Annotated in this window: 23 protein-coding genes and 2 tRNA genes; 10 read left to right on the plus strand and 15 right to left on the minus strand. The window is 66.7% G+C overall.

The window, feature by feature from the left end:
- Nucleotides 1-141 precede the first annotated feature (141 nt).
- The 4 genes from E0H73_RS45715 to E0H73_RS01860 form a co-directional block, all read right to left on the minus strand.
- Nucleotides 142-900, minus strand: coding sequence for a hypothetical protein (locus E0H73_RS45715; RefSeq protein ID WP_165555458.1), 759 nt, complete (start codon nt 898-900; stop codon nt 142-144).
- 230 nt (nt 901-1,130) lie between these two features.
- Complete coding sequence (locus E0H73_RS01850) at nt 1,131-3,371, minus strand: NACHT domain-containing protein (protein ID WP_131350318.1); 2,241 nt, start codon at nt 3,369-3,371, stop codon at nt 1,131-1,133.
- Between the two features lie 351 nt (nt 3,372-3,722).
- Nucleotides 3,723-5,273: a GntR family transcriptional regulator gene (locus E0H73_RS01855; RefSeq protein ID WP_202867166.1), complete on the minus strand. Its 1,551-nt coding sequence runs from the start codon at nt 5,271-5,273 to the stop codon at nt 3,723-3,725.
- Between the two features lie 204 nt (nt 5,274-5,477).
- A tRNA-Ile gene (locus E0H73_RS01860) sits at nt 5,478-5,551 on the minus strand.
- A gap of 127 nt (nt 5,552-5,678) precedes the next feature.
- Here E0H73_RS01860 and E0H73_RS45720 point away from each other — a divergent pair.
- Complete coding sequence (locus E0H73_RS45720; RefSeq protein ID WP_165553701.1) at nt 5,679-5,816, plus strand: hypothetical protein; 138 nt, start codon at nt 5,679-5,681, stop codon at nt 5,814-5,816.
- A 168-nt stretch (nt 5,817-5,984) separates the two neighbouring features.
- On the opposite strand, the gene E0H73_RS01865 is transcribed toward E0H73_RS45720, so the two are convergent.
- The 5 genes from E0H73_RS01865 to E0H73_RS01885 form a co-directional block, all read right to left on the minus strand.
- Nucleotides 5,985-6,057, minus strand: a tRNA-Asn gene (locus tag E0H73_RS01865).
- Between the two features lie 103 nt (nt 6,058-6,160).
- The gene (locus tag E0H73_RS01870; protein WP_131350322.1) at nt 6,161-6,700 is read right to left on the minus strand and encodes a hypothetical protein; all 540 of its coding nucleotides are present in this window, start codon (nt 6,698-6,700) and stop codon (nt 6,161-6,163) included.
- 58 nt (nt 6,701-6,758) lie between these two features.
- Nucleotides 6,759-7,643, minus strand: coding sequence for a sigma-70 family RNA polymerase sigma factor (locus E0H73_RS01875; RefSeq protein WP_131350324.1), 885 nt, complete (start codon nt 7,641-7,643; stop codon nt 6,759-6,761).
- Nucleotides 7,644-7,803: 160 nt separating this feature from the next.
- Nucleotides 7,804-8,310, minus strand: coding sequence for an SRPBCC family protein (locus E0H73_RS01880; RefSeq protein WP_131350326.1), 507 nt, complete (start codon nt 8,308-8,310; stop codon nt 7,804-7,806).
- A complete protein-coding gene (locus E0H73_RS01885) occupies nt 8,307-8,627 on the minus strand; it encodes an ArsR/SmtB family transcription factor (RefSeq protein WP_131350328.1) in 321 nt (106 codons plus the stop codon). The genes E0H73_RS01880 and E0H73_RS01885 overlap by 4 nt, the downstream gene beginning before the upstream one ends.
- 104 nt (nt 8,628-8,731) lie before the next feature.
- Between E0H73_RS01885 and E0H73_RS01890 the strand changes: the two genes are divergently transcribed.
- Together E0H73_RS01890 and E0H73_RS01895 are read left to right on the plus strand one after the other, a co-directional pair.
- Nucleotides 8,732-9,601, plus strand: a complete 870-nt coding sequence (locus E0H73_RS01890; protein ID WP_165555459.1) for an exodeoxyribonuclease III — start codon at nt 8,732-8,734, stop codon at nt 9,599-9,601.
- A complete protein-coding gene (locus E0H73_RS01895) occupies nt 9,601-10,722 on the plus strand; it encodes a hypothetical protein (RefSeq protein ID WP_131350330.1) in 1,122 nt (373 codons plus the stop codon). Before E0H73_RS01890 ends, E0H73_RS01895 begins: the two co-directional genes overlap by 1 nt.
- Here E0H73_RS01895 and E0H73_RS01900 read toward each other — a convergent pair.
- On the minus strand, nt 10,715-11,215 hold the full coding sequence (locus E0H73_RS01900; RefSeq protein ID WP_131350332.1) for a mycothiol transferase: 501 nt from the start codon (nt 11,213-11,215) through the stop codon (nt 10,715-10,717). The two genes, E0H73_RS01895 and E0H73_RS01900, sit on opposite strands and share 8 nt — an antisense overlap.
- A 74-nt stretch (nt 11,216-11,289) precedes the next feature.
- Between E0H73_RS01900 and E0H73_RS01905 the strand changes: the two genes are divergently transcribed.
- The gene (locus tag E0H73_RS01905) at nt 11,290-12,321 is read left to right on the plus strand and encodes an aldo/keto reductase (protein ID WP_131350334.1); all 1,032 of its coding nucleotides are present in this window, start codon (nt 11,290-11,292) and stop codon (nt 12,319-12,321) included.
- Here E0H73_RS01905 and E0H73_RS01910 read toward each other — a convergent pair.
- Entirely contained in the window at nt 12,302-12,910 is a 609-nt protein-coding gene (locus E0H73_RS01910; RefSeq protein WP_131350336.1) for a hypothetical protein, read from the minus strand. The two genes, E0H73_RS01905 and E0H73_RS01910, sit on opposite strands and share 20 nt — an antisense overlap.
- A 26-nt stretch (nt 12,911-12,936) precedes the next feature.
- Here E0H73_RS01910 and E0H73_RS01915 point away from each other — a divergent pair, with 26 nt between their 5' ends.
- Nucleotides 12,937-13,680: a DUF5995 family protein gene (locus E0H73_RS01915; protein ID WP_131350338.1), complete on the plus strand. Its 744-nt coding sequence runs from the start codon at nt 12,937-12,939 to the stop codon at nt 13,678-13,680.
- On the opposite strand, the gene E0H73_RS01920 is transcribed toward E0H73_RS01915, so the two are convergent.
- Nucleotides 13,677-14,381, minus strand: a complete 705-nt coding sequence (locus tag E0H73_RS01920; protein WP_131350340.1) for a M50 family metallopeptidase — start codon at nt 14,379-14,381, stop codon at nt 13,677-13,679. The genes E0H73_RS01915 and E0H73_RS01920 overlap by 4 nt on opposite strands.
- 140 nt (nt 14,382-14,521) lie before the next feature.
- On the opposite strand from E0H73_RS01920, the gene E0H73_RS01925 reads away from it, so the two are divergent.
- From E0H73_RS01925 to E0H73_RS01940, 4 genes are read left to right on the plus strand one after another with little or no spacing between them, the layout of a single operon-like run.
- Entirely contained in the window at nt 14,522-16,597 is a 2,076-nt protein-coding gene (locus E0H73_RS01925; RefSeq protein WP_238163754.1) for a S41 family peptidase, read from the plus strand.
- Between the two features lie 18 nt (nt 16,598-16,615).
- Complete coding sequence (locus E0H73_RS01930; RefSeq protein ID WP_131350344.1) at nt 16,616-17,854, plus strand: aconitase X; 1,239 nt, start codon at nt 16,616-16,618, stop codon at nt 17,852-17,854.
- Nucleotides 17,851-18,276, plus strand: coding sequence for an aconitase X swivel domain-containing protein (locus tag E0H73_RS01935; RefSeq protein WP_131350346.1), 426 nt, complete (start codon nt 17,851-17,853; stop codon nt 18,274-18,276). The genes E0H73_RS01930 and E0H73_RS01935 overlap by 4 nt, the downstream gene beginning before the upstream one ends.
- Nucleotides 18,273-19,133: a neutral zinc metallopeptidase gene (locus E0H73_RS01940; protein ID WP_165555460.1), complete on the plus strand. Its 861-nt coding sequence runs from the start codon at nt 18,273-18,275 to the stop codon at nt 19,131-19,133. Before E0H73_RS01935 ends, E0H73_RS01940 begins: the two co-directional genes overlap by 4 nt.
- Here E0H73_RS01940 and E0H73_RS01945 read toward each other — a convergent pair.
- Nucleotides 19,103-20,287, minus strand: coding sequence for an MFS transporter (locus E0H73_RS01945; RefSeq protein WP_131350350.1), 1,185 nt, complete (start codon nt 20,285-20,287; stop codon nt 19,103-19,105). The genes E0H73_RS01940 and E0H73_RS01945 overlap by 31 nt on opposite strands.
- Before the next feature lie 236 nt (nt 20,288-20,523).
- Here E0H73_RS01945 and E0H73_RS01950 point away from each other — a divergent pair, with 236 nt between their 5' ends.
- Nucleotides 20,524-21,345 (plus strand): phosphatase PAP2 family protein, encoded by an 822-nt coding sequence (locus E0H73_RS01950; protein ID WP_238163755.1) that lies wholly within the window; start codon nt 20,524-20,526, stop codon nt 21,343-21,345.
- Here E0H73_RS01950 and E0H73_RS01955 read toward each other — a convergent pair.
- Nucleotides 21,288-23,492, minus strand: coding sequence for a bifunctional SulP family inorganic anion transporter/carbonic anhydrase (locus E0H73_RS01955; RefSeq protein WP_131350352.1), 2,205 nt, complete (start codon nt 23,490-23,492; stop codon nt 21,288-21,290). The two genes, E0H73_RS01950 and E0H73_RS01955, sit on opposite strands and share 58 nt — an antisense overlap.
- A gap of 174 nt (nt 23,493-23,666) precedes the next feature.
- A complete protein-coding gene (locus tag E0H73_RS01960; protein ID WP_131350354.1) occupies nt 23,667-24,314 on the minus strand; it encodes a nuclear transport factor 2 family protein in 648 nt (215 codons plus the stop codon).
- Nucleotides 24,315-24,383: the final 69 nt, after the last annotated feature.

Below are 24,383 nucleotides of genomic sequence, written 5' to 3' on the forward strand. Positions count from 1 at the left end.
AGCCGTCCTCCGGGAGGAACTGCACGTCTAGGGCGGTCACGGCTCGGTCTCCGATCCGCCGCGCGGGACCGGTGTCGCTCAGCACCGCGTCCAGCACCGTCGAGATCACGGGGGTCCCCGACAGTGCGCCGGCGGCCGTAACTATCTGAGTTTCCAGGGCTCGTAGTGCCGTTGTCGAAGCCTCAGGGTCATGAGCTGGCGCAGGAGACCTTCCGCGCGCAACTGCAGCGGTCGTGCGGCGTCCAGGAAGACCACCGGGATCATGAGCCGGACAGCGGTTGGCACTCGCACGTACCTGTCCGAGGTCGGCTCGCTCAACACCGGGAAGTACACGCGGTGTTCAAGTGCGTCGGTAGCGGCGTCGTAGCTAACCCGGTATGCGAGACGCAGACCAAGAGGTGCCGAGGCAGCGGCATTCCCAGACTCATCGACGGTGCCGTCGGGCAGCAGCGGCTCGAGGGCACCGTCCACCTCCAGCTCGAGATCGACCTCCAGGTCCGCCAGCGTCACCTCTACCTCGCCGAAGTCGGCGTGCAGCACCGAGCCGTTGGACCCCTTGGTCTTGGGGAGCTCTGCAGCGGGAACCCTGGCAGGATCCTGTTTGGTCGCGTCGGAGCCGCCCGGTTCCGCGGCCCCCGCTTTTCTCGCCTGGTTGCTCAGCTGCGAGATCTGCTGGTGGATGTCGGCGATCGACGGTTGCGATCGGGTGGAACGCGGGTCCAGGACGCGTGTGAGAGCCACCACGAGATCCGTGCGGCCCGCACGCGGCTCTCCCACCACAAGAGCATGACCCGTTCGTCGAAGATCCAGCTCGCCCCACCCGCGGAAGTTCGTCGCACGGAGCCTTGTAACGCGCACAGACACTCCCCTCCGCGCCCACCTGGGCGCGTCGTCAATCACTACAGGTGACCCTAGTAGGCGGTGCTTCGCATTACGAATGGCCCCACGCGGCGGGAGTGAAGAACCTATCGCCTCAGGCCATGTGACGCGTGACCTGCGCATTTGTTCGGTACCCCGGCAGGATTCGAACCCCGCGACCCACGGTTTAGAGCATTATCCCAACCTCTCCGCCTGGTGAACTCGGAGAGCGCAGGCTTGCAGAGTCATCGATTTTCTGCGAGGGCGGTGCCTCACGATTCGGGAGAGGTGTTAACTGCGGCGAGTGGCGAACTAGCCACCGCAGTGTTGCTCTCAGCGTCCTTCAGGCTCGCATCCGTTAGATACAACTGTAGCTCGCGGTGCCGGAACTGCGTCGCTGTACCAGCTAGGCGCACCAATCCAGCAGTGTAGGCCCAGTCCAAGAAGCGCCCTGGTCGCCAGGGAAGCTGTCGTCTCGAAGCTTGCAGCAGAATGGTAATGCCGTAGAAGAGTGACCAACATCGGAATGCTCCGATGGCAAGCACGGTGATCAGCGAGATTGGTATGCCAAATATGATCGCCATGAGGAGTCCGACGATGCTGTTGAACAACAATCTGTTCGGCTCTCCCAAGATCAGGAATGAGGAGAGACCGATAGTGAATCCGAGAACTCCGCCGATTGCTATTGCGAGGCGGACAGTGCTGCGCAAGGACTCAGCCACAGGTTCACTCGGTCGCAGTACGGCGTGACGCGCGGTTGAAAGCGACAATATCGCGATGCTCATGCCGAACAACAGACCGCCGCCGACACCAAACGCGATGTCACTTACTACCGGGCGTTCTGGAACCCAGCCGAAGCGAGCCGCGAAGGCTCCGACGATGGCGACCGCCGTGCCGCTAGCCAAACCGATTCCGAGATCTCGCAGAAATTTACGCCTGCCAGGTCTCTTCTTGATCCTCGAGAAGTCGATATGAATCAACGGAGATGATTTGGCAGAATAGGCATTCGCAAATAGGAATAGCGTGCCAATAAACATCGCAGTAAGGACGATCCAGTCGCCCCATAGCGGGCCACCGCTGTCCTTGTCAGTGAAAAGCCAGATCGTGGCCGCCGCCGTGGGCACGGCTAGAAAGCTCGCCGCGAGACCTGACGCGATTACACGAATCCAAAAATTCATAGGCGCGCCGGTCGATCGCCATAGCTCGTGGAGATGCAGGTCGGTGGTCGAGTAGCCCATGCGGCCAGCTCGCGCCAAATGGTTCGCGAGGCCCCGAAGCCAGCGCTCGACCTGTTTCGACTCGTACGGTTCGTCCTCTAACCCGGCAGTTATGGCGGGCACGAGTTGTGCGAATAGATGTTGATTGAGCGTCGGTGCATCGAGGTCGCACAGTTCGGATGGCGACGAGTTGTGACTCCTGTAAACAGTTACAGCGAGGTATAGGTGGAGGGGTGAGGTCAAACAATTGGCAAGCCTGCCGTTCGGGTGATCGCGCAAAGTCGAGGCAACCCGACGCCAGCGCCGCTGAAGGTTGTCTGGCTGCCTTGCGTCAGGAAATCGATGAGCGAGCCAGTAAATCACCTGGGGGACGCTGAGTGGCAGCAAAACGATGGCAGTCGCATCTTGCAGAGATTGCGAGGAATCAAGGGTCGGTGCGCTGAGTTGCTCGAAGCGTCCAGTGCGGCAGGTTATGACGACGCGTGTTGGTGTAGTTCCAACCGGTAGATTCAACGCCCTCAGGATTCCTTGGGCTCGTTGGAACGTGTTCGTGTCGTCGGGATCCATCTCGTCTAAACCGTCGAGAATGGGTAGGATCCAACCATCAGTTAGCATCTTCGTCGAGACATCTCGCGGCAGTCCGTGAACGTCGAAGAGATGTGCGACGATCCAGTTTTCAAAGTCGCGGCGAATTTCGGTTGCACGCGTTGACTTTGTCATGAATGCTGGAAGACTGAGGCGGATCGGAACAATGACGCGCTCCACTGAGTTGTCTAGAGTCGCGGCAGCAATGTCGAGCAACAGGCGTATGGCGAGCACAGTCTTTCCGGACCCAGCTTGTCCGAGGATAACTAGACGACCCCTCTCCAGGCCCTCATAGTAGGAGTGAATTGTTTCGAGCGAGCCAACTTGCGCGCCGCGGTCGGTCCGCCAGGTGATGAGGGCCGCGTGCTGTTGGTTGAAACTGAGATTCGCTGGTCTTGGCTCACCTGTATCACCTAGAAGCTGAGCCAAGGTGCGGGCCTCTGCTGTGGCAACGTCACGTAGGAGTGATCGCGCGTGACCAGCGAGGATCTCGGGGGTGCTGCGATATGGCCGCGAGCGAATGCCGATAACAGCGATAGCTGTACCAATTGCAGTAAGAGGAAACGCGAGCACATTTGCGATGCCAGCGCCGTCATTTCGATCAGTCTTGGTCAGCAACCAAACAGTTATCCAGACTAGCCCGACCGCCAAGATGAACGTGCCGAAGGTAGTGAGTATTCTTGAGCGGCGCGACCAGTATCGCTTGTTCACTCGGTTGCCTCGCTCGCTCGCTGCAAAGTGGGCCTCGACGCTGCTCCGGGCGCATGGCCGCGGTTGGTCGATGATGTGTCGCCAAACAACCTGCTCGTCCCCCCAGACGCCCGCTCAAGAATATTGAGGGCCAAGTCAACCGCCTGTCACTGTCAGTTTGCAAGGCCTGCGCAGGGCGCTCTTGTCAGAGCTGAGTCTTGAGGCCGTGCAGTCGCGCCTACCACGTGGGTCAGGCCATCGGATGGGCAGGCGACTCGAGCGGTAAGGCACGCGGTCCCCGTGCTCCATAGCTCAGAGGTAGGGCAGTGCGATTTGCTAATCCGAGCGTCGACAGGCTGAACGCTAGAGGGTTCAGCTCCGCGACGCACTGGGCGATCTGAGCTCAGTGACGGACGCGATTGATGGGTTGTCACTGCCCGCGACGGTCGCGCGTTTCCCACGTGAGGCTGTGACGTGGCCCGCCGCAATCAAGAGCGCGACAGCGCGGTGGGCCGTGCTCGGAGCCACTCCGTAGCGGGCCGCCAGGGACTTCTCGGATGGCAATGCATCTCCCGGTGCGAGGACGCCAGAATCGATGGCGCCTCGGAGGTCGGCGGCGATCCGCTGATACGGCCCGAGCTCCTCAATGGCGGGACTCGGTAGTTCGACGACCGACTTGGCCTCGTCCTTGGGCGACGACTTCGGCCGCGGCATCCTGACCGGGGTTGAGCCTGCGGCCTGCTGTTCTGCTTCTGACCACCAAGCCGTGTAGACCCGAAGGGTGGTGGTGCCGCCCCCTGAGTGGCCGAGGCGTCCGGCGGCAGCGCGTACGTTGTAGCCGGCGTTGATCAGCTCGGTTGCGTTGTAGTGGCGCTGATTCTTGAGGGACGTGTGAATTTCGAGGCGGTGGGCGAGCCGAGCAAATCGCTTGCTGACCGTGTCTGGGTGGTGGGGAACGCTTCCATCGGGGACGGGGGAGTAGATGAAGCCGTTGGGATCAAACTTGACGCCAGCGCTGGCTGCGCGGCGCCGCGCAGCCGCTTCTTGCTCGTCCAGAACTGCGTCGTCTTCAGGCTCAAGAACGACCCGGCGGTGCTGATGTGTCTTGGTGTCTTTCTCTTCCAGCGCCCCGTTGTCGTTGACGAAGATGGAACGCTCGATCTTGAGGACTGACTTCGCATCCTTCCGACGTACTCGATCTGTGAAGCGCAGCGCGCACATCTCTCCACGTCGACTTCCGGTGATGGTTTTCGTCGACAGGAACCGGCCCCAGTCTTCGTCCTCTTCGAACGCGGCGTTGATTAGTTGGCCAACCTCGTCGACGGTTGGCGGCTGAGGATTCGGAGTTGGGAGCCCTGGCTTGTCCGCGTGCTCGGCCGGATTGACGGAGATCCAGGTCCACACGACGGCACGGTCCAGCCCACCGCTTAGGATCCAGTGAATCTGCCGGACTGTCGAGTCGGCCAATCCCTTGCAGACATGAGGCTTGCACATCCGGCGGCATCGTCGGCAACCTTCGGGGTTGTTGCGAGGGCACCGGTTGCCCACGTGCTCGTCACACTGGTGCGGCTTGGTCGTTCGGTGCTCGATGTCCTTCTTGCGGCCTGTGCAGTGAATGCGGCACCTACGCAGCTCGGCATAGAAGGTGTCGAGGGTCTCGACGTCGAGCCTCGCTAGCTGGGCCGATCCGAGTAGCGGCTTGATATGCGTCTCGTACTTCGAGCGGTAGCCGCGGATAGTCTGCGGGTCGGCATCAAGCACCGAGAAGTACTTCGTCATCATCTGGTCGACGGTCGCCCGCGTCTTCGGATTCCGCTTCTCGTCCACTTGGCTGAGAAGCCGGGTCCTCACCTTCTCTGCATCCTTCTCCTGGTGCGGCCCTGGCGGAACGACCTCGTCCAGATAGAGGTCCTTCTTCCTCACTGGGTCCACGCCGGCGTACACGCGGACCTGCAGCGATCCCGACTTGAGTCTCCGAATCGAGCCGCGCGGCCTCGTCGGCTTCCGGGGTTCTTGGGCCACACACTGACGGTAACACGCGCTTCATGGCACGAACCATGGCACAGGAGCCCTGGCGGGGGCAGGTCAGAGATCCTAGTTCTGCCTCTGACCTGCGCGTTTGTGAGGTAGGGCGGGCGGGACTCGAACCCGCGACCCAGGGATTATGAGTCCCCTGCTCTAACCAGCTGAGCTACCGCCCCGTGCGAGGCAGATGGTATCTGGTGGGTGTGGGGGAGTGGGGAAACCAGGGGTGCGTCAGGGGTTTGACTGAGGGGTGGGTGGGGCGGACCAGGCATGATGGAGGCAGGTCCGACGAAGGGAACACCGATGGGCTGGTTCATTTTCCTCGTGCTCGTAGTGGGCGCGATCGCGGCGTACAAGTATCGGGTGCCGCTGCTGGCCAAGTTGACCGGTCAGCCGCAGGACCGGATCCAGCGCGCCATCGACCGCAAGAAGGGCAAATAACGCTGACTCCTGAGGTGTAGCTCCCGCCGGTCCTGCCGCGGCCCAGGTTGCGGCAGGAGTGGTGGCATGCGTACGGCGGGGCAGCCACGCGGGCGCTAGGGCCCTGCCGAGAGGCCTGACGGCGGACATGAAAGAAGCCGGCTCCGAAGGAGGCCGGCTGGGGTGTTGCTCCCGCGACTGGACTCGAACCAGTAACCTGCCGGTTAACAGCCGGCTGCTCTGCCAATTGAGCTACGCGGGATCGGGATGGAACCTGTCCCCGAACCCCGAGGACCTGAGTAGGTTAGCAGGACGGGGCCGAACTACAAAAACGGGATTCGGCCTGCCCGGGCTTGCCTTCTGGGTCAGATTCCGAACTCCTCCCGGACCGACTTGAGGGCCGCTTCGGCCGCATCCAGTACGCCGGGTTGGTCCGGCTCCAAGCCCTTGTCCAGAACGAAGTTCCAGGCGACCGGTGCGTCGGTGGTGGCCGGGTTCCGGCGTCCGATGATGCGTACGCCGCGCTTGCCGACCAGGGGGACGTGGCGCTGGATCACGATGCTCGCGTCGACCCGTTCGCGGAGCAATTGGCCGAAGCGGCCCGGGTCCTCGACGGGGAGGTCGGTGGCGCGCAGCGGCGTACCGAAGGCGGTGGTCTCGAAGACATGCAGGACCGACGCGTCGGAGTCCCAGCCGGCGCGCTCGATCTTCTCCCAGCCGACGCGACGGAGGGACTCCGGCGAGTCGGTCGGCAGGTAGACGGCCGCGCGCGTCCCCGCGACCCACTTGCCGTTGGTCAGGCGGACGGCGGCCAGGATGTCTTCCTTGCCGCCAGGCGAGTGCCGGGACGCGATGGTCACCGCCTCGGTCAGCTCACTGGGCCAGGAACTACGCCTGAGTCTCACCTGCTCATCATCCCAGCCGCCACCAACCCAGCCCGCACCGCCCAGGTCTCCGCAGCGTTCAGGCGGCGTAGTCGCGGAGGTGGTGGTGGGCTCGGCGGCGCAGCTGGCGGAGGGCTTCTCGTTCGAGGGTGCGGACCTGGTCAGGAGGGAGGCTGAGTTGGCTGGCGGTCTCATCGATAGTGCTCGGTGTGTGGCCGCCCAGCCCGTAGCGGCGGTGGAGGACGGCTTGGTGCAGATCGTCAAGGAACTCCAGGTGATAGGCGATGTCCCGGCGGAGGCCGGCGTGCAGCACGACGGACTCGTCGTCGATCACAGGTTCGGAGTCGTCCAGATCGAGGGTCTCCGGATGGATCCGCCACGCCTGGGCGCGTTCCACCCGAGCCACCGACAGGCCGGTCTCCGTAGCGAGCTCTTGAGTGGTGGGATCGCGGCCGAGGGTCTGGGTGAGCTCGTGCCGGATCGATGCCAGCCGCCCGGAGTCCGTGTACGCCTGGGCAGGCATCCGGACCAGCCGCGAGCGGTCGGAGATCGCCCGCCCGATCGCCTGGCGGATCCACCAGATCGCGTACGTCGAGAACCGGTGGCCGAGGCGGTGGTCGAACCGCTCGACCGCCCGCATCAACCCGATGTTGCCTTCCTGGATCAGATCGAGCAGCGAGATGCCCTTCCCGGTGTACCGCCGGGCCAGCGACACCACCAGCCGCAGGTTGCACTCGATCATCCGCCGCCACGACTGCTTGCCGAGCGCGACCACCTGCTGCAGGTCGGCCGGGTCGTGCCGGCCCTGGTCGCCGGCCAGACGCTCCGCCGCGAGCAGCCCGGCCTCGATCCAGTACGAGAGCTCCTTCACCTCCTCCAGAGTCAGTAGTTCGTGGTTCCCGATGTCGCGCAGGTAGGCGACCAGTGCGGTCCGGTCAGCCGGCTCGCAGTCCAGTTCAGCCATCCGTTCCCCTCTCTCCTGCCCAAGAGAGTGCCGCGATTCGGCCGCCCGGAACGGACTGACTTTCCGTCGGTGGATAACTACGCGACGTCACCGCGGGCCTGTGGATGAACACCGGCCGCCACTGCAACAGAGCCGTATGATGCCCGCCGGAGAAGGAGATTCAGGACCAAGCAGGGTACGACGACGCCACCTCGGCGTACCGGTCCGACCAGTTGGGCACCGCAGCCCCCGCCAGATGCGCGTCCAGGCGGTCGAAGAAGGCATGCGTGCCAGGCATGAACCCCTGGGCATTCGTGACCGACAGGCCGGTGTGGGTGAAGGTCAGCAGGGTCCCGTCACCGTCCACGGACAGTTCGTACCGCACGACACTGTCCTCGACGATGCGCTGGTGCCACTCGTGCTCGAACACGTGCGGCGGGTCCCACACGAGGATGCGGCCTGTCAGGCGCTTGGCGTCGGGTGCGGCCGGTGGCTCGTCCGGCATCATCTCGATCGTGCCGCCGCTGCGCCCGTCGATCACGGTCTCGCCGAACCAGGCCTTGCGTTCCAGCGGATCGGTGAGCGCGGCCCACACAGCGTCGATCGGATGCGGCAGGTGGCGCCGGAACGTCATCGTCGCGCGGTCGCCGTCGATGATCAGGTCGCCGTAGCGGTCTTGCGTGGTCATTCGGTGGGCTCCTTCTGGTTGTCGGCCAAGTGGTTCTCGAGGGCGTCGAGGTGCCGCGGCCAGTACCTGCGGTAGCGGCTGATCCAGTTCTCGATCTCGATCAGGCGGTCGGCGCGCAGCGCGTAGATCCGGCGCTGACCGTCCGGCCGGACATCGACCAGACCGACCTCGCGGAGGATCCGCAGGTGCCGCGAGACCGCCGGCTGGGTGAGCTTGTGCAGGTGCGCGACCAGCTCACCGGCCGGCCGCTCGCGTTCGGACAGCAGGTCCAGCAGTTCCCGCCGGCTCGGCTCGGCGATCGCCTCGAAGACGTCCATGCCGAGAAGTATTACAGCAAGCGTATATACACTTCAAGTGATATGTCTCTGAGCCTACAACAACGGGGCTGAAATGGTCCGTCCCGAGGTCTACCGTTGGCCGGGTGCGAGTGGCTACCTGGAACGTGAACTCGGTCAAGCAGCGGTTGCCCCGGTTGCTGGGGTGGCTGGACGAACGGCAACCGGATGTGGTGTGCCTGCAGGAGACGAAGCTGGCGAACGACGCCTTCACCGCGTTGCTCGGTGATGAGTTGGCCGGCCGCGGCTACGAGACGGCTCTGTACGGCGAGGTGCAGTGGAACGGCGTAGCCCTGCTCTCCAAGGTCGGTCTCGAGGACGTGGTGACCGGCGTCGCCGGCGCGCCGGGCTTCCCCGATCCCGAGGCTCGCGCCGTCGCAGCGACCTGCGGTGGCATCCGGATCCACTCGCTCTACGTTCCGAACGGGCGCACCCCGGACTCCGATCACTACCACTACAAGCTCGCCTGGCTGGCCGCTCTACGCGACGTGATCGCCGCCGGTCCCGCCGACCAGATCGTCTGTGGTGATATGAACATCGCCCCGACCGACGCCGACGTCTTCGACCCAGCGGCGTACGTCGGTGAGACCCACGTGACCGCGCCGGAGCGACAGGCGCTGGCCGACCTGATGAGCGCCAAGGGCCTGCACGATGTCGTCCGCGATCGGTGGCCGGACAACCGCGTTTTCAGCTACTGGGACTACCGCGCCGGCATGTTCCACCAGGACCTCGGCATGCGGATCGACCTGATGCTCGCCACTGATCCGGTCGCCGACCGGGTGAAGGCGGCATGGATCGATCGCAAGGCCCGCAAGGGCACCGGTCCGAGCGACCACGCGCCCGTGATCATCGACCTCGATGTCGCGCCCGACGGCGATATCGGCCCGGTCGTGCCACCGCCGTCCGCGCCGCGGACCGGCCGCAAGTCCACCACCAAGCTTCCCCAGAATCGCTGATGCGTCGCCTGGTCGCGGCCATCGCGCTGATGGCAGTCCTCGCCGCGTGCAGCGGGGAGAAGAAGCAGCCACCGGCACCGCCCGCGGTGGCCTGGTCGAAGGTCGACGTCGGCTCGGAGCCCGTCGCACTCCGGGCGTACGGCGATCAACTGCTGATCGGCCTGCGGAATCGCGGCGCCAAGGTCGTCCCGGGTCTCGTCCTCCTCGACCAGGGGAAACAGACCCCGATCGCGATCAAGCCGAACCCGGCGAGCCCGTACGCCTACGAAGCGGTCTGGTACTCGATCGCCTACGACGGCAAGCACCTCCTCGCCCTCGGCGGCGCGTCGGGTGGCGCGCACTCGAACACCCGCTGGACCGTGTGGACGGGCTCGGTCGCCGGCGGCCTGATCGAGCGCCCGCAGGTCTTCTGGACCTTCGGCGGGCAGGACGCGGGCGACCTGTTCTCGGCCGTCATCACCTCGTCCGGCGGCCGCGCCCTCCTCGGATCCTGGGGCGGGGTCGAGACCGGCAACGACGCGACCGTCTGGCTGCCGCAGGGCGACGCCAAGTGGAACCGGCTGAGCTCGGCGAAGACCGCCCTGCAGAGTACGCCGTCCCTCCTCGTCGGGCCGGGCTTCGGGACGACGCTCGGCAAGAGCGTCGTGTTCGTCGGCTCCCAGGTGCGGCTCGCGCCGAACGTGGTCGCGCAGGAGGCCGCGGTCTGGCGATCGGCCGACCTCAACCAGGGCTGGACCCGGATCGTCCTGCCGGATCCCGGCAACCGCAGCCAGGCCAACACCGCGACCTGCAGCAAGGACTGCGTGATCTCCGGCTACGTGGACGGGAAGCTGGCGATCTGGCGGCTCGGTGCCGACGGCAAGGCGCAACGGCTCCAGGGGGTGCCGTCGATCCCGGTCGGCGACAAGGACAAGCTGCCGCCGCCGATCGTCGACGGTGACAAGATCGTCCAGATCGTTGCTCAGGACAACAAGGTGAAGGTTGTCACCGGGAACGGCGGCAGCTGGACGGTCCAGGAGTCGAGCGGTCCGCAGGGCCTGGTGACCGACGCAGCGGTCACCCAGGACCACAAGGTCTACCTCATCGCCGGCACGACGTTGTGGGAGACCACGCTCAGCTGAGCAGCCCCCGGACGTACGCCGCCTGTCCGATGTGCTCGAGGTCGTCGCCGATCACGCTGACCAGCCGCACGCCCATCGTCACCGGCGGCGTCCAGTTCCGGTCGACGATCTTGTCGAGATCGTCGTCGGTGACCAGCCGCAGGAACTCCAGCGTCCGCGCGTGCACGGCGTCGTAGTACCCGGTCAGCAACTCGGCCGACAGCTGCACCTGCCCGACCTGCTCGGAGGTGTGCCCGTAGCCGGTGTCGGCGGGATCGAACGGCAGCCCGAGGCGCTCGTGCCACCCGTCAGCGGTCAGGACCTGCTCGTACCCACCCACGCCGGCGACGTGGTCGTCCTGGATCCGGGTCAGGTGCCAGACCAGCCAGGCGATCGAGTTCGCCGAGTCGCCCGGCCGGGTCGCGAGCGTCTTCTCGTCCAGCCCGTCGACCACCCCGTGCACTTCCTCCTGGATCCGGCTGTATGCGTCGATCAGCAGTTCACTTGTGTTCATGGACAGCCACCGTAGTCCCCACTGCCGACAGTTCTAAGGTGGTCGCAGCAAGTCCGGACAAATGAGGAGCAACTGTGGAACACCGCACTCTGGGCGCCAGCGGAGCGATCGTCTCGACCTACGCGCTCGGCACCATGACGTTCGGCAATGAGACCGACGAAGCCGGCGCGCACGCGCAGCTGGACCGGTACGTCGCCGCCGGCGGCAACTTCATCGACACCGCGGACGTCTACACCGCCGGTGTCTCCGAGGAGATCGTCGGCAGCTGGCTGGCGAAGAGCAGCGCCCGCGACGACGTCGTCGTCGCCACCAAGGGCCGGTTCCCGACCGGCGACACCCCGAACGACGTCGGCACCTCCCGCCGTCACCTCCGCCGCGCCCTCGACGCGTCCCTGAACCGGCTCGGCGTCGACCACATCGACCTGTACCAGTTGCACGCCTGGGACCCGGTCACCCCGCTCGACGAGACCCTCGGCTTCCTCGAGGACGCCGTACGCGCGGGCAAGATCGGGTACGGCGGTCTGTCCAACTTCACCGGCTGGCAGTTGCAGAAGGCCTGCGACCTGATCGACCGCCGGGGCTGGTCGCGGCTCGTCACGCTGCAGCCGCAGTACAACCTGCTGGTGCGCGAGATCGAGTGGGAGATCGTCCCGGCCGCACAGGAGAACGGGCTCGGCCTGCTGCCGTGGTCGCCGCTCGGCGGTGGCTGGCTGACCGGGAAGTACTCGTTCGACGAGGAGCCGACCGGCGCCACCCGCCTCGGTGAGAACCCGGACCGTGGTGTCGAGTCCTGGCGTCGGCGCAGCACCAACCAGCGCGTCCGCGACGTGGTCGACGCGGTCCGCGAGATCGCGACCGCGCGTGGCAACTCGATGGCGCAGGTCGCCCTGGCCTGGCTGGTCGACCGCCCGGCGGTCACCTCGGTGATCCTCGGTGCCCGGACGATCGAGCAGCTCGACGACAACCTGGCTGCTGCCGACCTGCACCTGACCGCGGACGAGACCGAGAAGCTCAACCAGGCCAGCGATCCGGGCGCGGCGGACTACCCGTACGGCGGCCCGGGCGTCGCGCAGCGGGGTCGTCCGATCACGGGTGGGCGCGCCTGAACGGCGATCGCTCCACAGCCTTGCGGAGAGCGGCGTACGACGCGACCAGCGCGCGCCGCTCTGCCGCGAGGAGCGGGTCGTCGTGGTCGCATCCGGCTCGGACCCAGCGGTCGGAGAGGTCCATCGCCTCGACACGCTTCAAAGCTGCGGGCCGGATCGCCTCCGGATCGGCGTCGTACACGTAGGAATAGAGGTCGACCAGCGCGGCCGCCAGTTGGTCAGTTGTGACCGCATCGTCGTGCTGGTGGGCGCGATGAATGCGCCACCACTCGACCTCCAGCCGGGCCGCCCGCGCCGGGTCGAGCGGCAACTCGCCGTCCTGGGCGACAAGCTCGTAGAAGCGGCGCATGTACGCGCGGGCCGCGTCCGGCTGGTTGTCGGGGTACGGTGCCCATAACTGGTTGGCGCGCAGTACGAACCATGCTCCGGCCAGGGTCCGGCGGGGTGACATACCGAATGCGGCGGCGACCATTCCGACGGAGGCGCTGAGGAAACTCCGCCATTCGTGGCGGTAGTACGCGGCCCAGGCGTCGGTCTCGCGATTGCCGACAACCACCGGGTCGAAGGACCGTGGACCTGTCGCAGGCATGACCCCCTCCTCCACAGGAGACCCCGATGAACGATGGTAGTCCCGTGGCCGGCGTCATCGCCCGGATGCAGCAGCGGCTGGACGAGCTGCCGGACGACCTGGCCCACCGCCGGATCTTCCTCAGCACCTATCTCCGCACCACCCGAGCCGTTGGTGACGCCATCGATCTGGCGCGGTTCGAGGACCCGGCCTGGGTCGAGGACTGGGACGTGAAGTTCGCCGAGCTCTACCTGGAGGCCCACGATGCCGCCCTGAAGCCAGGCGCTCGGGTGTCACGTCCGTGGCGGCTGGCCTTCGACGCGCCGGCCGATATCCCGGCGCTGCGTCACGTGCTGCTCGGCATCAACGCGCACGTCAACTACGACCTCCCGCAGGCGCTCCTCGCGGTGATCAGCGACGCGGACTTCACCGACCCCTACCTGATGGAGCGACGGCGCCGCGACCATGAGCGGATCGACGGTGTGCTGGCCCAACGCGTCAGTGCGGAGGACGACGAACTCGGTGGTGCTCGGAGTCTGCTCGACCAGGTGCTGACGCCGCTCAACCGGCTGTCCTCGCGGCGCTTCCTGCGTGAGTCCCGGCAGAAGGTGTGGCACAACACCGTCGAGCTGCAGCACGCACGCAAGCAAGGACCACACGCGTACGCGACCCGTCTGGCGGAGCTGGAGCTGCTCAGCGCCGCCAAGATCGCCGATCTGCTACGTCCCGGACAAGTCCTGCTCCGTCTGGCCGTCACAGGCTTCGGTGTGACTCTGCCACCACCGGTTTAACCCGGCAGTACTCCGGACCACACCACTCCGAGCGCCAGACATCCCAACGTGACCAGACCGAACACGCCGACCCACATCAATGCGGGTACGCCGGTCAGCCGCCGCAGCTGATCCGCATCGGAGCTACGGCCTTGCCCGTAGCGGCGTGAGTGCTGCAATTCGAGTACGGCGCGAGGCGCGGCCAGCAACAGGAACCAGGTCAGCAGATAGGCGAATGCGGACTGGACCGACGGTGAGCCCCACCAGGAGATGCCGAACACAAGGGCGCCGAAGACAACGACCGACCAGAGGCCGTAGAGATTGCGGATCTGCAGCAGCAGAATCAGCAGTGCGACCAGCAGACCCCAGAGCATCGCAACGGCGTACCCGCGGCTCAGGACGAACGCAGCGGCGAGGCCGAAGAGGGCAGGCCCGGGGTAACCGGCCAGCAGTACGGCGATCATGCCCGGACCGGTCGGGTGGCCGCGCGACACGGTGACTCCGGACGTGTCGGAGTGCAGTCTGATCCCGGCCAGCTTCCGTCCGACCAGTGCGGCGATCAGTCCGTGCGCACCCTCGTGCGCGATCGTCACGACCTGGCGCGTCAGATGCCACAACGGCCGGAAGCCGATCAGCACCAGTGCGACGACACCGGTCCCGATCACCAGTCGCAGCGACGGATCCGGCTGTGCCGACGTGATGCTGTCCCAGAACTCAGTCACCCGCCCATCCTTGCAGCCCAGTGGTCAACTCCCGGCAGGGCAGGACGTTGACATCGCCAGATGCGCGGACGACGGTTGAGGGATCGCGGCCCGGGGAGGGGCCGCCGCATTGGGGGCGCGACATGTCACAGCCACGCAGCATGAAAGCCACGGGGAAGAAGGCGGCGGCGAAGAAGACCGCCACCCGCAAGAGCAGCGCCCGGCAGGAGCCGGCGAAAACCGCGACGGGAACGAAGCGCGCCGCCCGAACCTCCGCCGCGAAGAGGACCCGGGCAGCTGCGAGTTCCACCAGGACACAACGCACCGCGACCACGGCCGCCGCGCAGGCGGCCGCCGTACCGCTGCCGGACTTCCTCGGATCCGCCGGCACGTTGACACTTGTGCAGCGCACACAGCTGGTCGAGCAGGCGTTGCTGCTACTCGAACAGAACTACGTGCACCTGCCGCTCAAGGTCGCGATGCACGCGGTGAATCCGTTGCAGCGGTTGCGAGTGATGCGCGCGCGGATGGAACGCCAGACCGCCGCGACGATGGGACCGGAGTGGATCTTCCACCGGGAGATGTCGAGCATCTTCCACTCGGTCCGCGACCTGCACACCAACTACCTGCTGCCGGTCCCGTTCGCCGGCAAGATCGCGTTCCTGCCGTTCATGATCGAGAAGTGCTACGACTCGGCCGATGTCGAGCACTACCTGATCACCCGGACGGTGACCGGCTTCTCGGCGCCGCAGTTCGGGCCGGGCGCCGAGGTGACGCACTGGAACGGTACGCCGATCGCCCGCGCGGTCGCGCTGAACGGCGCCCTCTTCGCCGGCAGCAACGACGCGGCCAACCTCGCGCGAGGCCTGGAGTCGTTGACCCTGCGGCCGCTGGTGATCCAGTCGCCGCCGGATGAGGACTGGGTGACACTGTCGTACGTCGGTCTGGACGGCTCGACGCAGGAGTTGCGCGAGCAGTGGAAGGTCGCCACCAACCTGCCGCCGATGACGGACCTGGACGCGATCAGCGAGACATCGGCCTCGATGGGTCTGGACCTGGACTCGGACGAGAAGGCACGGGCGAAGAAGGCGCTCTACGTCCGCGATGTGGTCGAACTGGAAGGCGGTCAGAGCTCGGCCGAGCTGCAGACACCTGCAGCCGTCACCGGCGCCGATCTGCCGACCACGATGCCGGGCGTCTTCCGCGCCCGCGAGGTGGTCACGTCGTCCGGCACGTTCGGGCACCTGCGGATCTTCACCTTCAGCGTGCAGGACCCGGTCGCGTTCCGGAACGAGTTCGTCCGGCTCGCCGCCGCGCTGCCGCAGAACGGCCTGATCGTGGACGTCCGCGACAACGGCGGCGGCCACATCTTCGCCAGCGAGTTCACCCTGCAGACGATGACGCCGCGGCGGATCGCGCCGGAACCGGTGCAGTTCATCAGTACGCCGCTCAACCAGCGGATCTGCCGCCGGCACAAGGACAACCCGCTCGGCATCGATCTCGGTCCGTGGTTCGACTCGCTCGACCTGGCCACCGAGACGGGCGCGGCGTACTCGGCCGCGAAGCCGATCACGCCCGAGGACGGCGCGAACGACATCGGCCAGACGTACCACGGTCCGGTGGTGCTGATCACCGACGCCCGGGTGTACTCGGCGACCGACATCTTCGCCGCCGGATTCGCCGACCACGAGATCGGCCCGATCCTCGGCGTCGACGACAACACCGGCGCGGGTGGCGCGAACGTGTGGACCCACGGCCTGCTCGCCGCGCTGCTCAACGAACCACCTCCACCGGACGAGACCTCGCCGTACATCGCCCTGCCCAACGGTGCGAACCTGCGGGTCGCGATCCGCCGGACGCTGCGGGTCGGTGCGCTGTCCGGTACGCCGGTCGAGGACCTCGGGGTGAAGCCGACGGTGATGCACAAGATGACCCAGGCGGATCTGCTCGAAGGCAACGTCGACCTGCTGAACAAGGCCGGTTCGTTGCTCGCGGCCCTGCCGCACCGGCGGCTCGACGTCAAGACGACCTTCAGCGGTACGACGCTCACGGTCGCCCTGGAGGTGGACGAGTTGGACCGCGTCGACCTGTACCTCGACGATCGCCCGATCAGCTCCGAGGATCTGACCGGTCCGGAGCTCAGCATCGACATCCTCGAGGTCACCCACGGCCAGCTCCTGCGTGCCGACGGGTATCAAGCCGGTGCGCTGGTCGCCTCCCGCCGGACGAAGGTCTGAACGCTGTAGTTTCGAGGCATGCAGACGCTGCGCCTGACCGCCGAGGAAGAAGGAGTGCTCGGCGGTCAGGACGGTGACGGCGTCGCACTCGCGATGCGCGTGATCGTCAGCCTGGCCCGGATCGAGGGCGCGCCGCGGCTGGTCGAGATCACGTCTGCGCACGTCGACTCGTGCCTGTACCACGGCCAGGTCAGCCTCGACTTCGCTCACCGCCTGGTCGATCTCGGTGCAAAGGTGCGCGTCCCGACCACGCTGAATGTCGGCTCGATGGACCTCATTCATCCGGAGTTGGTCCGTGACCGCGACCTCGCGGCGTCCGGTCGCGAGCTCATGTCGGCGTACGTCGCCCTCGGGTGCACGCCGACGTTCACGTGTGCGCCGTACCAGTTGCCGAATCGGCCGGGCCTCGGTGAGCACGTCGCGTGGGCAGAGTCGAACGCGATCGTGTTCGCCAACTCCGTCCTCGGCGCACGGACCGATCGGTACGGCGACTTCCTCGACATCTGTGCTGCGATCACCGGACGGGCGCCGTACTCCGGACTGCAGACGACCGAGGCGCGGCGGGGGACCGTGACGTTCGACTGTCGTCCATTGGGCGATCGGTTCTTGCTGTCGGAGTTGGCATATCCGTTGCTCGGGCATCATGTCGGGTCGATGGTCGGCGGCGAGATCCCTGTGCTGGTGGGGATTCCGGCGTCTGCGGGCGAGGACGAGCTGAAGGCGTTCGGTGCTGCTGCCGCGTCGGCTGGGGGAGTCGCGCTGTTCCATGCGGTCGGGGTGACGCCGGAGGCTCCGACTCTCGCTGAGGCCATGGAGCTGCCGGTGCGCGAGGTCGAGCTCGACACGATGCGGGAGACGCGGCGAGCGTTGTCGACCTTCGCGTCGGGTGAACTCGATGCGGTCAGCGTCGGTACACCGCACGCGTCGTACGCCGAGTGCGCTCGTCTCGCTGAGTTGCTGACCGATGGGCCTCCGTTGAAGATCCCGTTCTATCTGTCGACCGGTCGTGCGACCCGGGCGCTGGCCGAGGAGAGCGGCGTACTGCGGACGCTCGAGGCCGCCGGAGTCACGGTCGTCGTGGACACCTGCACCTACGTGACGGCGATCCTGTCGCCGGAGTGGAAGAACGTGATGACGAACTCGGGGAAGTGGGCGCATTACGCGCCGGGCAACATCAACGTGTCCGCTGTCCTCGGCTCGTTGGAAGAGTGCGTCGCGTCGGCCCGCACCGGTCGCGTGATCCTCGAGGACGCATGATCACGGGCCGCACACTCAACCCCGGCACGGCGTCCGGCGAGGTGGTCCGCCTGACCGCACCCCTGTCCTTCTGGGGCGGGACCGACGAGAACGGCCGCATCATCGACGCACACCATCCCCAGTGCGGCGTCGTACTGGCCGGCCGCGTCCTGGTGATGGAGTCCGGCCGCGGCTCGAGCTCCGCCTCCAGCGTCCTGGCCGAACAGATCCGAGCCCACAACGCCCCCGCCGCCATCATCCTCGCCCGCCCCGACACAATCATCGCCCTAGGCGCCCTGATAGCCCACGAACTCTACGACCTCACCACCCCGGTCGTCGTCGTCGACAAACCGCCGTACGACGCCCTCCCGACCAACGGACTGTTGCAGGTTGATGCCGACCCGACGCAGGCCAGGATCAGTTGGTCTACAGTCACCCGGTGAACACCCGGGGTGCGGTCGCGCTGTGCGCGGCCCTCGTCTTACTCCTCGCCGGCTGCGCCAGGCAGCAGACCGCCGAGTCCCAGGCCGCCGATGAGGTCGCGAAGCTCCGCTCCGGACTCGCGAGCACGGTGCCGTCGACCGAGTCGACTGCGCCGCTCGCCGCGCCGTCCGAACCCGCGGCGCTGGCTTCGAACCCGATCTACCGCGTCAAGCTCACATCTCCTCGGTGTGCGGAGCCCCAGGTTGAGCCCACCTCTCTGACGAACGTGCGGACGTACTACACGCAGTTCGTCGCTTGCCTCAATGCAGCCTGGGCGCCGGCGATCCGCACGGCAGGCTTCACCTTCACCCCGCCGAAGCTCGTCGTCGTCCTCGGTCAGTCCCCGTCCTCGCCCTGCAACTTCGCGGACACAGAGGCCTACTACTGCGGCGGCACGATCTACATCGACGCCGAGTACGACATCACGGCCGAGGACCCCGACGTCAACCGTGCCTGGATGGCCTTCCTGATCGCGCATGAGTACGGCCACCATGTCCAGGCGCTGACCGGGATCCTGATCGCCCACTACCGTCTGGGCGAGAAGCTCAACGGTGTCGATGTCCAGCTGCAGGAAGACCGGCGCGTCGAGCTCCAAGCGGACTGCTTCAGTGGCGCCTATCTCGGCGCCGACCGTGCGACGATCCCGATCGACGACGAATGGCTCGAGGTCTGGGCCGACCTCTACTCCACCCTCAGCGATCCCGCGAACGACCACGGCAGTGGCGAACACCGCAGGCACTGGAGCCTCACCGGATTCACGGCGGCGGGCCCAGGCGCCTGCAACACCTACACAGCGGCCTCGTCCTTGCTCGGCTGATGCATGAGTACGGCGGTTGCGGCGAAGAGGAAGGCGCAGGCGGTGAGGGCCAGGGGGAGGGTGGTGAGGCGGGCGATGGTCGCTATGGCCAGGCCGCAGGTTATTTCGCCGAGGTATTTGAGTTGGGCAAGGAATGAGTGGGTGGTGGCGCGGATGTCGGCGGTGGTTCGGGCGTTGACCCAGACGGTGCCGATCACCTGGGTCAGCGGTTTGACGATGCCGGTGATCAGTACGACGGCGATCGCGCCGACGACCGGATCACGGGCGAACGCGAGCAGGAGCGTGCCGAGTACGCCGGCTGTGGCTGCGAGGGCGTAGTCGTTGCGGGCGTGGGCGCCGTCGATGCGATGGCCGGCCAGGCGCAGTGTGAACGCGCCGACGAGCAACCCGGCAACGCCGAGGCCGGTGAACCAGATGGTCGGATCCGGGTCGATAGGTAGGCCGAGGTCGATCAACTGGATCTGGAACAGCCGTCCGACCGACCAGGCGCCGTTCACGAGGAAGGTTGCCGCGAAGATCAGGCGGATCGCGCGACTGCGCCGTACGAGAGTGACGCCGCGGCGGAAGATGGTCCAGGACGCCGACCAGCGGGCGGTCCGGACCGGGACGAAGTGGTGCTCGGTGAACCTCAGCGCGACATAGAGCGCCAGCGAGACCATCGCAGCGCCGGCGATGACGATGGTCAGATCGCGGCGGGTCACCCAGGCGAGCAGGCCCAGCGCGATCAGGCCGGTCGCGGCGCCGGTCAGCTGTGCGCGAGCGGCGCGAGCGAGTACGGCGGTGATCCGGTCCGGCTGGTCGAGTTCGTCGGTGATCCAGGCGACGTCCGATCCACTCGCGAACGTCCACGAGATGCCCCAGAGCACCTGGGTCGTGAGGAGCGCGGGGAACGAGTCGACGAGCCCAGTGGTGAGCATCGCCGTACCCATCAGGACCTGCGAGATCACCAGCGACCACTTGCGGCTGATGGTGTCGGCGACCACGCCGGCCGGCACCTCGCAGACCAGGGCGAACCCACTCTGCGCCGAGCCGATCAGCACGAGCTGGGCCGGGGAGAGGCCGGCGTCCACGACCAGGTAGACGCTCGTGACCAGCCACCAGCCGTTGTGCAGCACGGCCCGCAGCCAGGTCCAGCGGATGAAGACCGTCACCATGCCCGCAGCGTCTCCCGGCCGGCGCAGGCGGTCTAGCGGATTTCTCACACCGATGTGAGTTGGTTCATATTCTTCGCAACTATAAGCAGCTTACGATAATTTGGAACGGTGGTGAAGGACGGCCAGTGCGGCCGGGATCACAGTCGAAAACGAATGACCGTTCTTGATTTTCGGGCGGCCATCGACGCAGGCTGGAATCTCAGAGAACGAGCGTTCGGTTTGAGGTGGGGGTCGACGTGGCGCAACTGACTCTGGAACGGGTGGAGCGCCGGTCGCTGCCGGTCGCGGTGAAGCCGCACGCCGGGATCTGGCGGATCGTGCGCGAGGTCGCCCTGCTGGCCGTGCTGTTCGGGGTGTACAACCTCGGACGGTTCCTGTCGGCGAACCACACGGGATCGGCCTTCCGGCATGCCGACGAGTTGATCCGCTGGGAGGCCTGGCTCGGCCTGCCGAGTGAGGCCGTGGTGCAACAGCACGCGTTGCGGATCGACGGTCTGGCCGACGTGGCCAACGCGTTCTACGCGAGCGTGCACTTCCCGCTGACCGCGATTGTTCTGTTGTGGCTGATGATCCGGCGGCCGGCCGAGTACGGGAAGGCGCGCTGGGCGCTCGCCTCGCTGACCGGGCTGGCGTTGATCGGCCACATGTTCTTCCCGCTCGCGCCGCCGCGGATGATGCCTGGCTGGGTGGACACCGGCGTACTGCTCGGACAGTCGGTCTACGGACCGAGCACGGATTCCGGGGTGGCGAACCAGTTCGCGGCGATGCCGAGTCTGCATGTCGGTTGGGCGTTCATGGTCGCCGTCTTCCTGATCCGGGCGACGCGGTCACGCTGGCGGTGGTTGTGGATCGCGCATCCGATCCTCACGTTCACGGTCGTCGTGGTGACCGCCAATCACTACTGGCTCGACGGGTTGATCGCGATCGCGTTGGCCGTGCCGCTGCTGCTGATCTTCGACAGTCGGCGGGTGCGCATCCCCGCCGACGTCGGTGAGCTTGCTCAGCGTTTGAACGACGAGCCCGCGGTGGCGAGCTCCTCGTCGGCCCGGACCAGGTAGGGCTCGCGATCGAGGACGAGCCGGGCCGCGGCCGCACGGAGGTCGAACCACAGCCCGATCAACTCCAGCCGTCCTTCGTCCTCGGCCTTCCGTACACAGGCGAAGCTGCGCAAGTTCGCGAGCTGTACGCCGACGTTCGCTACGGACAGCTTGTCCGCCGGAGACAACTTCACCCCGGTGGCCGGGTCGACGATGTCCGGCAGCCCGACCGCCCGTCGTAGCGACGGTTCGAGGTGGCGCAGCCAGTTCTGCAGACCGGTGCCGGCCGGTGCGTTCGCCTCCAGCGCGGCCGCGGCGGCACCGCAGTGCGAGTGACCGCAGACGACGATCGACTTCACCCCGAGTACGTCGACGGCGTACTCGATGGCGGCGTCGACCGAGCTGCTGTTCGAGCCCTTGGGTGGGACGAGATTGCCGACATTCCTGACGCAGAACTGGTCGCCGGGGCCGGTGGTCGTGATCAGGTTCGGCACGATCCGCGAGTCCGCGCAGGTGATGAACAGCTGCCCCGGGCGCTGCCCGTCGGCCGCGAGCTTCGCCAGCATCGGCCGGATCGGGTCGGCCGACGCCTCGAACTCACGAATGCCGTCCAGCATCGAGACCCGTTGGTCCGGCTCGGCGATCACCTGGGGGTGCCACGGCAACAATCGCCGGGCTGGATCCGAACGCATCGCGGCCCGGAACGCCACCCGGTTCAGCTCGACCGAACCACCGCGCGCGAGGTGCCCGCGCCGCCAGTCCTCGATCGCCTCGTACGCCGCGTGGTCGAGATGATGAACGTCGAGATCGACCCGAACCCGCGCACCTTCCGGGATCGACCGGAGCGTGCGGACCAGGGATGAGACTCCGAGGAACACCAGCGTGCCGCGGATCCGGATCGTCCACAGCCCGTCCTCCTCGATCGTGGTGACAGTCGCCCGGGCCAGTCGGTAGAGCACTCGCACAATCGCCAGTGCCAGACCCAGGAGTACGCCGTCGGCCAGTCCGAATACGGCGACGCCCGCCGCGGTCACGACGTACACGAGGAGCTCGTCATGTTTGCGCAAGGTGCGGATGTGAGCGAGCTGGACCAGGCGCAATCCGGTGACCAGCAGGACACCGGCCAGGGCGGCCATCGGGATCAGCTCGAGCATCGCACCGGCTGCGAGTACGAACGCCGCAATCCAGACACCGTGCAGGATCGCGGACGCACGGCTGCGCGCACCGGCCGCGACGTTGGTCGAGCTGCGTACGATCACGCCGGTCACTGGCATGCCACCGAGTGCGCCGGACACCGCGTTCGCGGCGCCTTGACCGATCAACTCGCGGTCGAGGTTGCTGCGCTTGCCTCGATGAAGCTTGTCCACGGCAACTGCCGACAGCAGCGACTCGACACTGGCGACGAGGGCAACGGTCAGCACCGCCGTGATGATCTCGATCGGAGTGCCGTCGGGCACCGCGGGCAGGACCAGCTCCTTCAGCGGCTGCTCCGGCAGATCGACGCGGGTGACGTCGGTCAGGAACGCCGCAGCCAACGCAGTGACTGCGACGACGGCCACCAGAGGCGCCGGAATCGCCTTTACCTTGGGCAGTCTGGGCCAGGTGAGGAGGATCGCGACGGTCAGTACGCCGACCAGCACCGAATGGGGGTGATGGGCAACGAGCTGCGCGGGAAGCGCCGCCAGATTGGCGATCAGGGAGCTCTGCGCCTTGCCACCGAGCACGACGTGCAACTGCTGGACGGCGATCGTGACGCCGATGCCCGCGAGCATGCCGTGGACGACGGCGGGGGACAGGGAAAGCGCGAGTCGCCCGACCCGGGTGATGCCCAGCAGGATCTGCAGCAGCCCGGCGGCGCAGGTGATCCCGGCGGTCGCGGCCCAGCCGAACTGGCCGACCAGACCCGCGACGACGACGGTCAGGCCCGCGGCCGGACCGCTGACCTGCAACGGTGATCCGCCGAGCGCGCCGGCGACCACGCCACCGACGACGGCGGCCACCAGGCCTGCGATCAGTGGGGCACCGGACGCGGCGGCGATCCCCAGGGAGAGCGGTATCGCGATGAGGAAGACCACCAGCGAGGCCGGTAGGTCATGGTGAAGGACTGACCTCCAGGTCGTGCGCTCAGGCACAGGACCGGAAGCCGGCGGGGGATGGGAGGTTGACATGGTCGGCACGGGTCCTCCGGCGTCGGTGCTCTGGGCAACTTGCTCTGGGCATCAGGCGTCGAAACAAAGAGTGTCGATCTGGTTACCCATAGTACTGGCCTGTTCAAGCCCGGAACAGAGACAAATTGCGAGTTCGTTGCCGACGGCCCCGACGTGCGGAAAGATGACGATTGCTCAGGGCATCGATGTCTTCGGGAACAGCACCCGGCGCGCGTGGTCGGTGTCGAGGTACTCGCGAACGGCGACGATCGCACCGTCCCGGACGGTGAAGACCGCGCCGCATCTGTTCAAGTAGGCCTCGCCTGATCGGGCGGTCGCCTGCGCGGTCCACTCGGCGAAGACCTGGTCGCCGTCGGCGAGTGTGTTCGTCAGCGTGATGGTCACCGGCGCTTCGGGCGCGAACAGCTTGCCCGCCACCGCGCCGAGGAACTCGTCGACCACCGTCTCGCGACCCTTCCACTCACCGGACAGCGGCAGGTCGCCCGGGTAGGTCCAGACCACGCCGGGTGCGAAGCTCGCGCGGACGGTCGCCAGGTCGCCGGCGGCGACGGCCTCGACGATACGCTCAGCCCACCCGGAGTGTGGCACGTGCGCCACCACTCGGGTGCCGACGGACGGACCGCCCGGAATCGTCCGGATCACTCGGCCGGCGACGTCCTTGCCGGGGCGCCAGCCGTCCCGCGGGTTCTCCAGTTGGAAGGTCTCGCCGCGGTTCAGGGAGTACGCCGCGACCTCGATCACGACCTCGCCGCGACCGGGTTCGACCTCGTCGACCTCGGCCACCACGACCTTGCCGGGTCCGACAGGTAGTACTGCTCTCATCTGCGTCGCCTCTCGTGCTTAGACTCGACTGCGACGCTGCGAACCGTTCGTGGCGGGCGGAAGACAGCA

The sequence above is a fragment of the Kribbella pittospori genome (assembly GCF_004331465.1).
Taxonomy (GTDB): domain Bacteria; phylum Actinomycetota; class Actinomycetes; order Propionibacteriales; family Kribbellaceae; genus Kribbella; species Kribbella pittospori.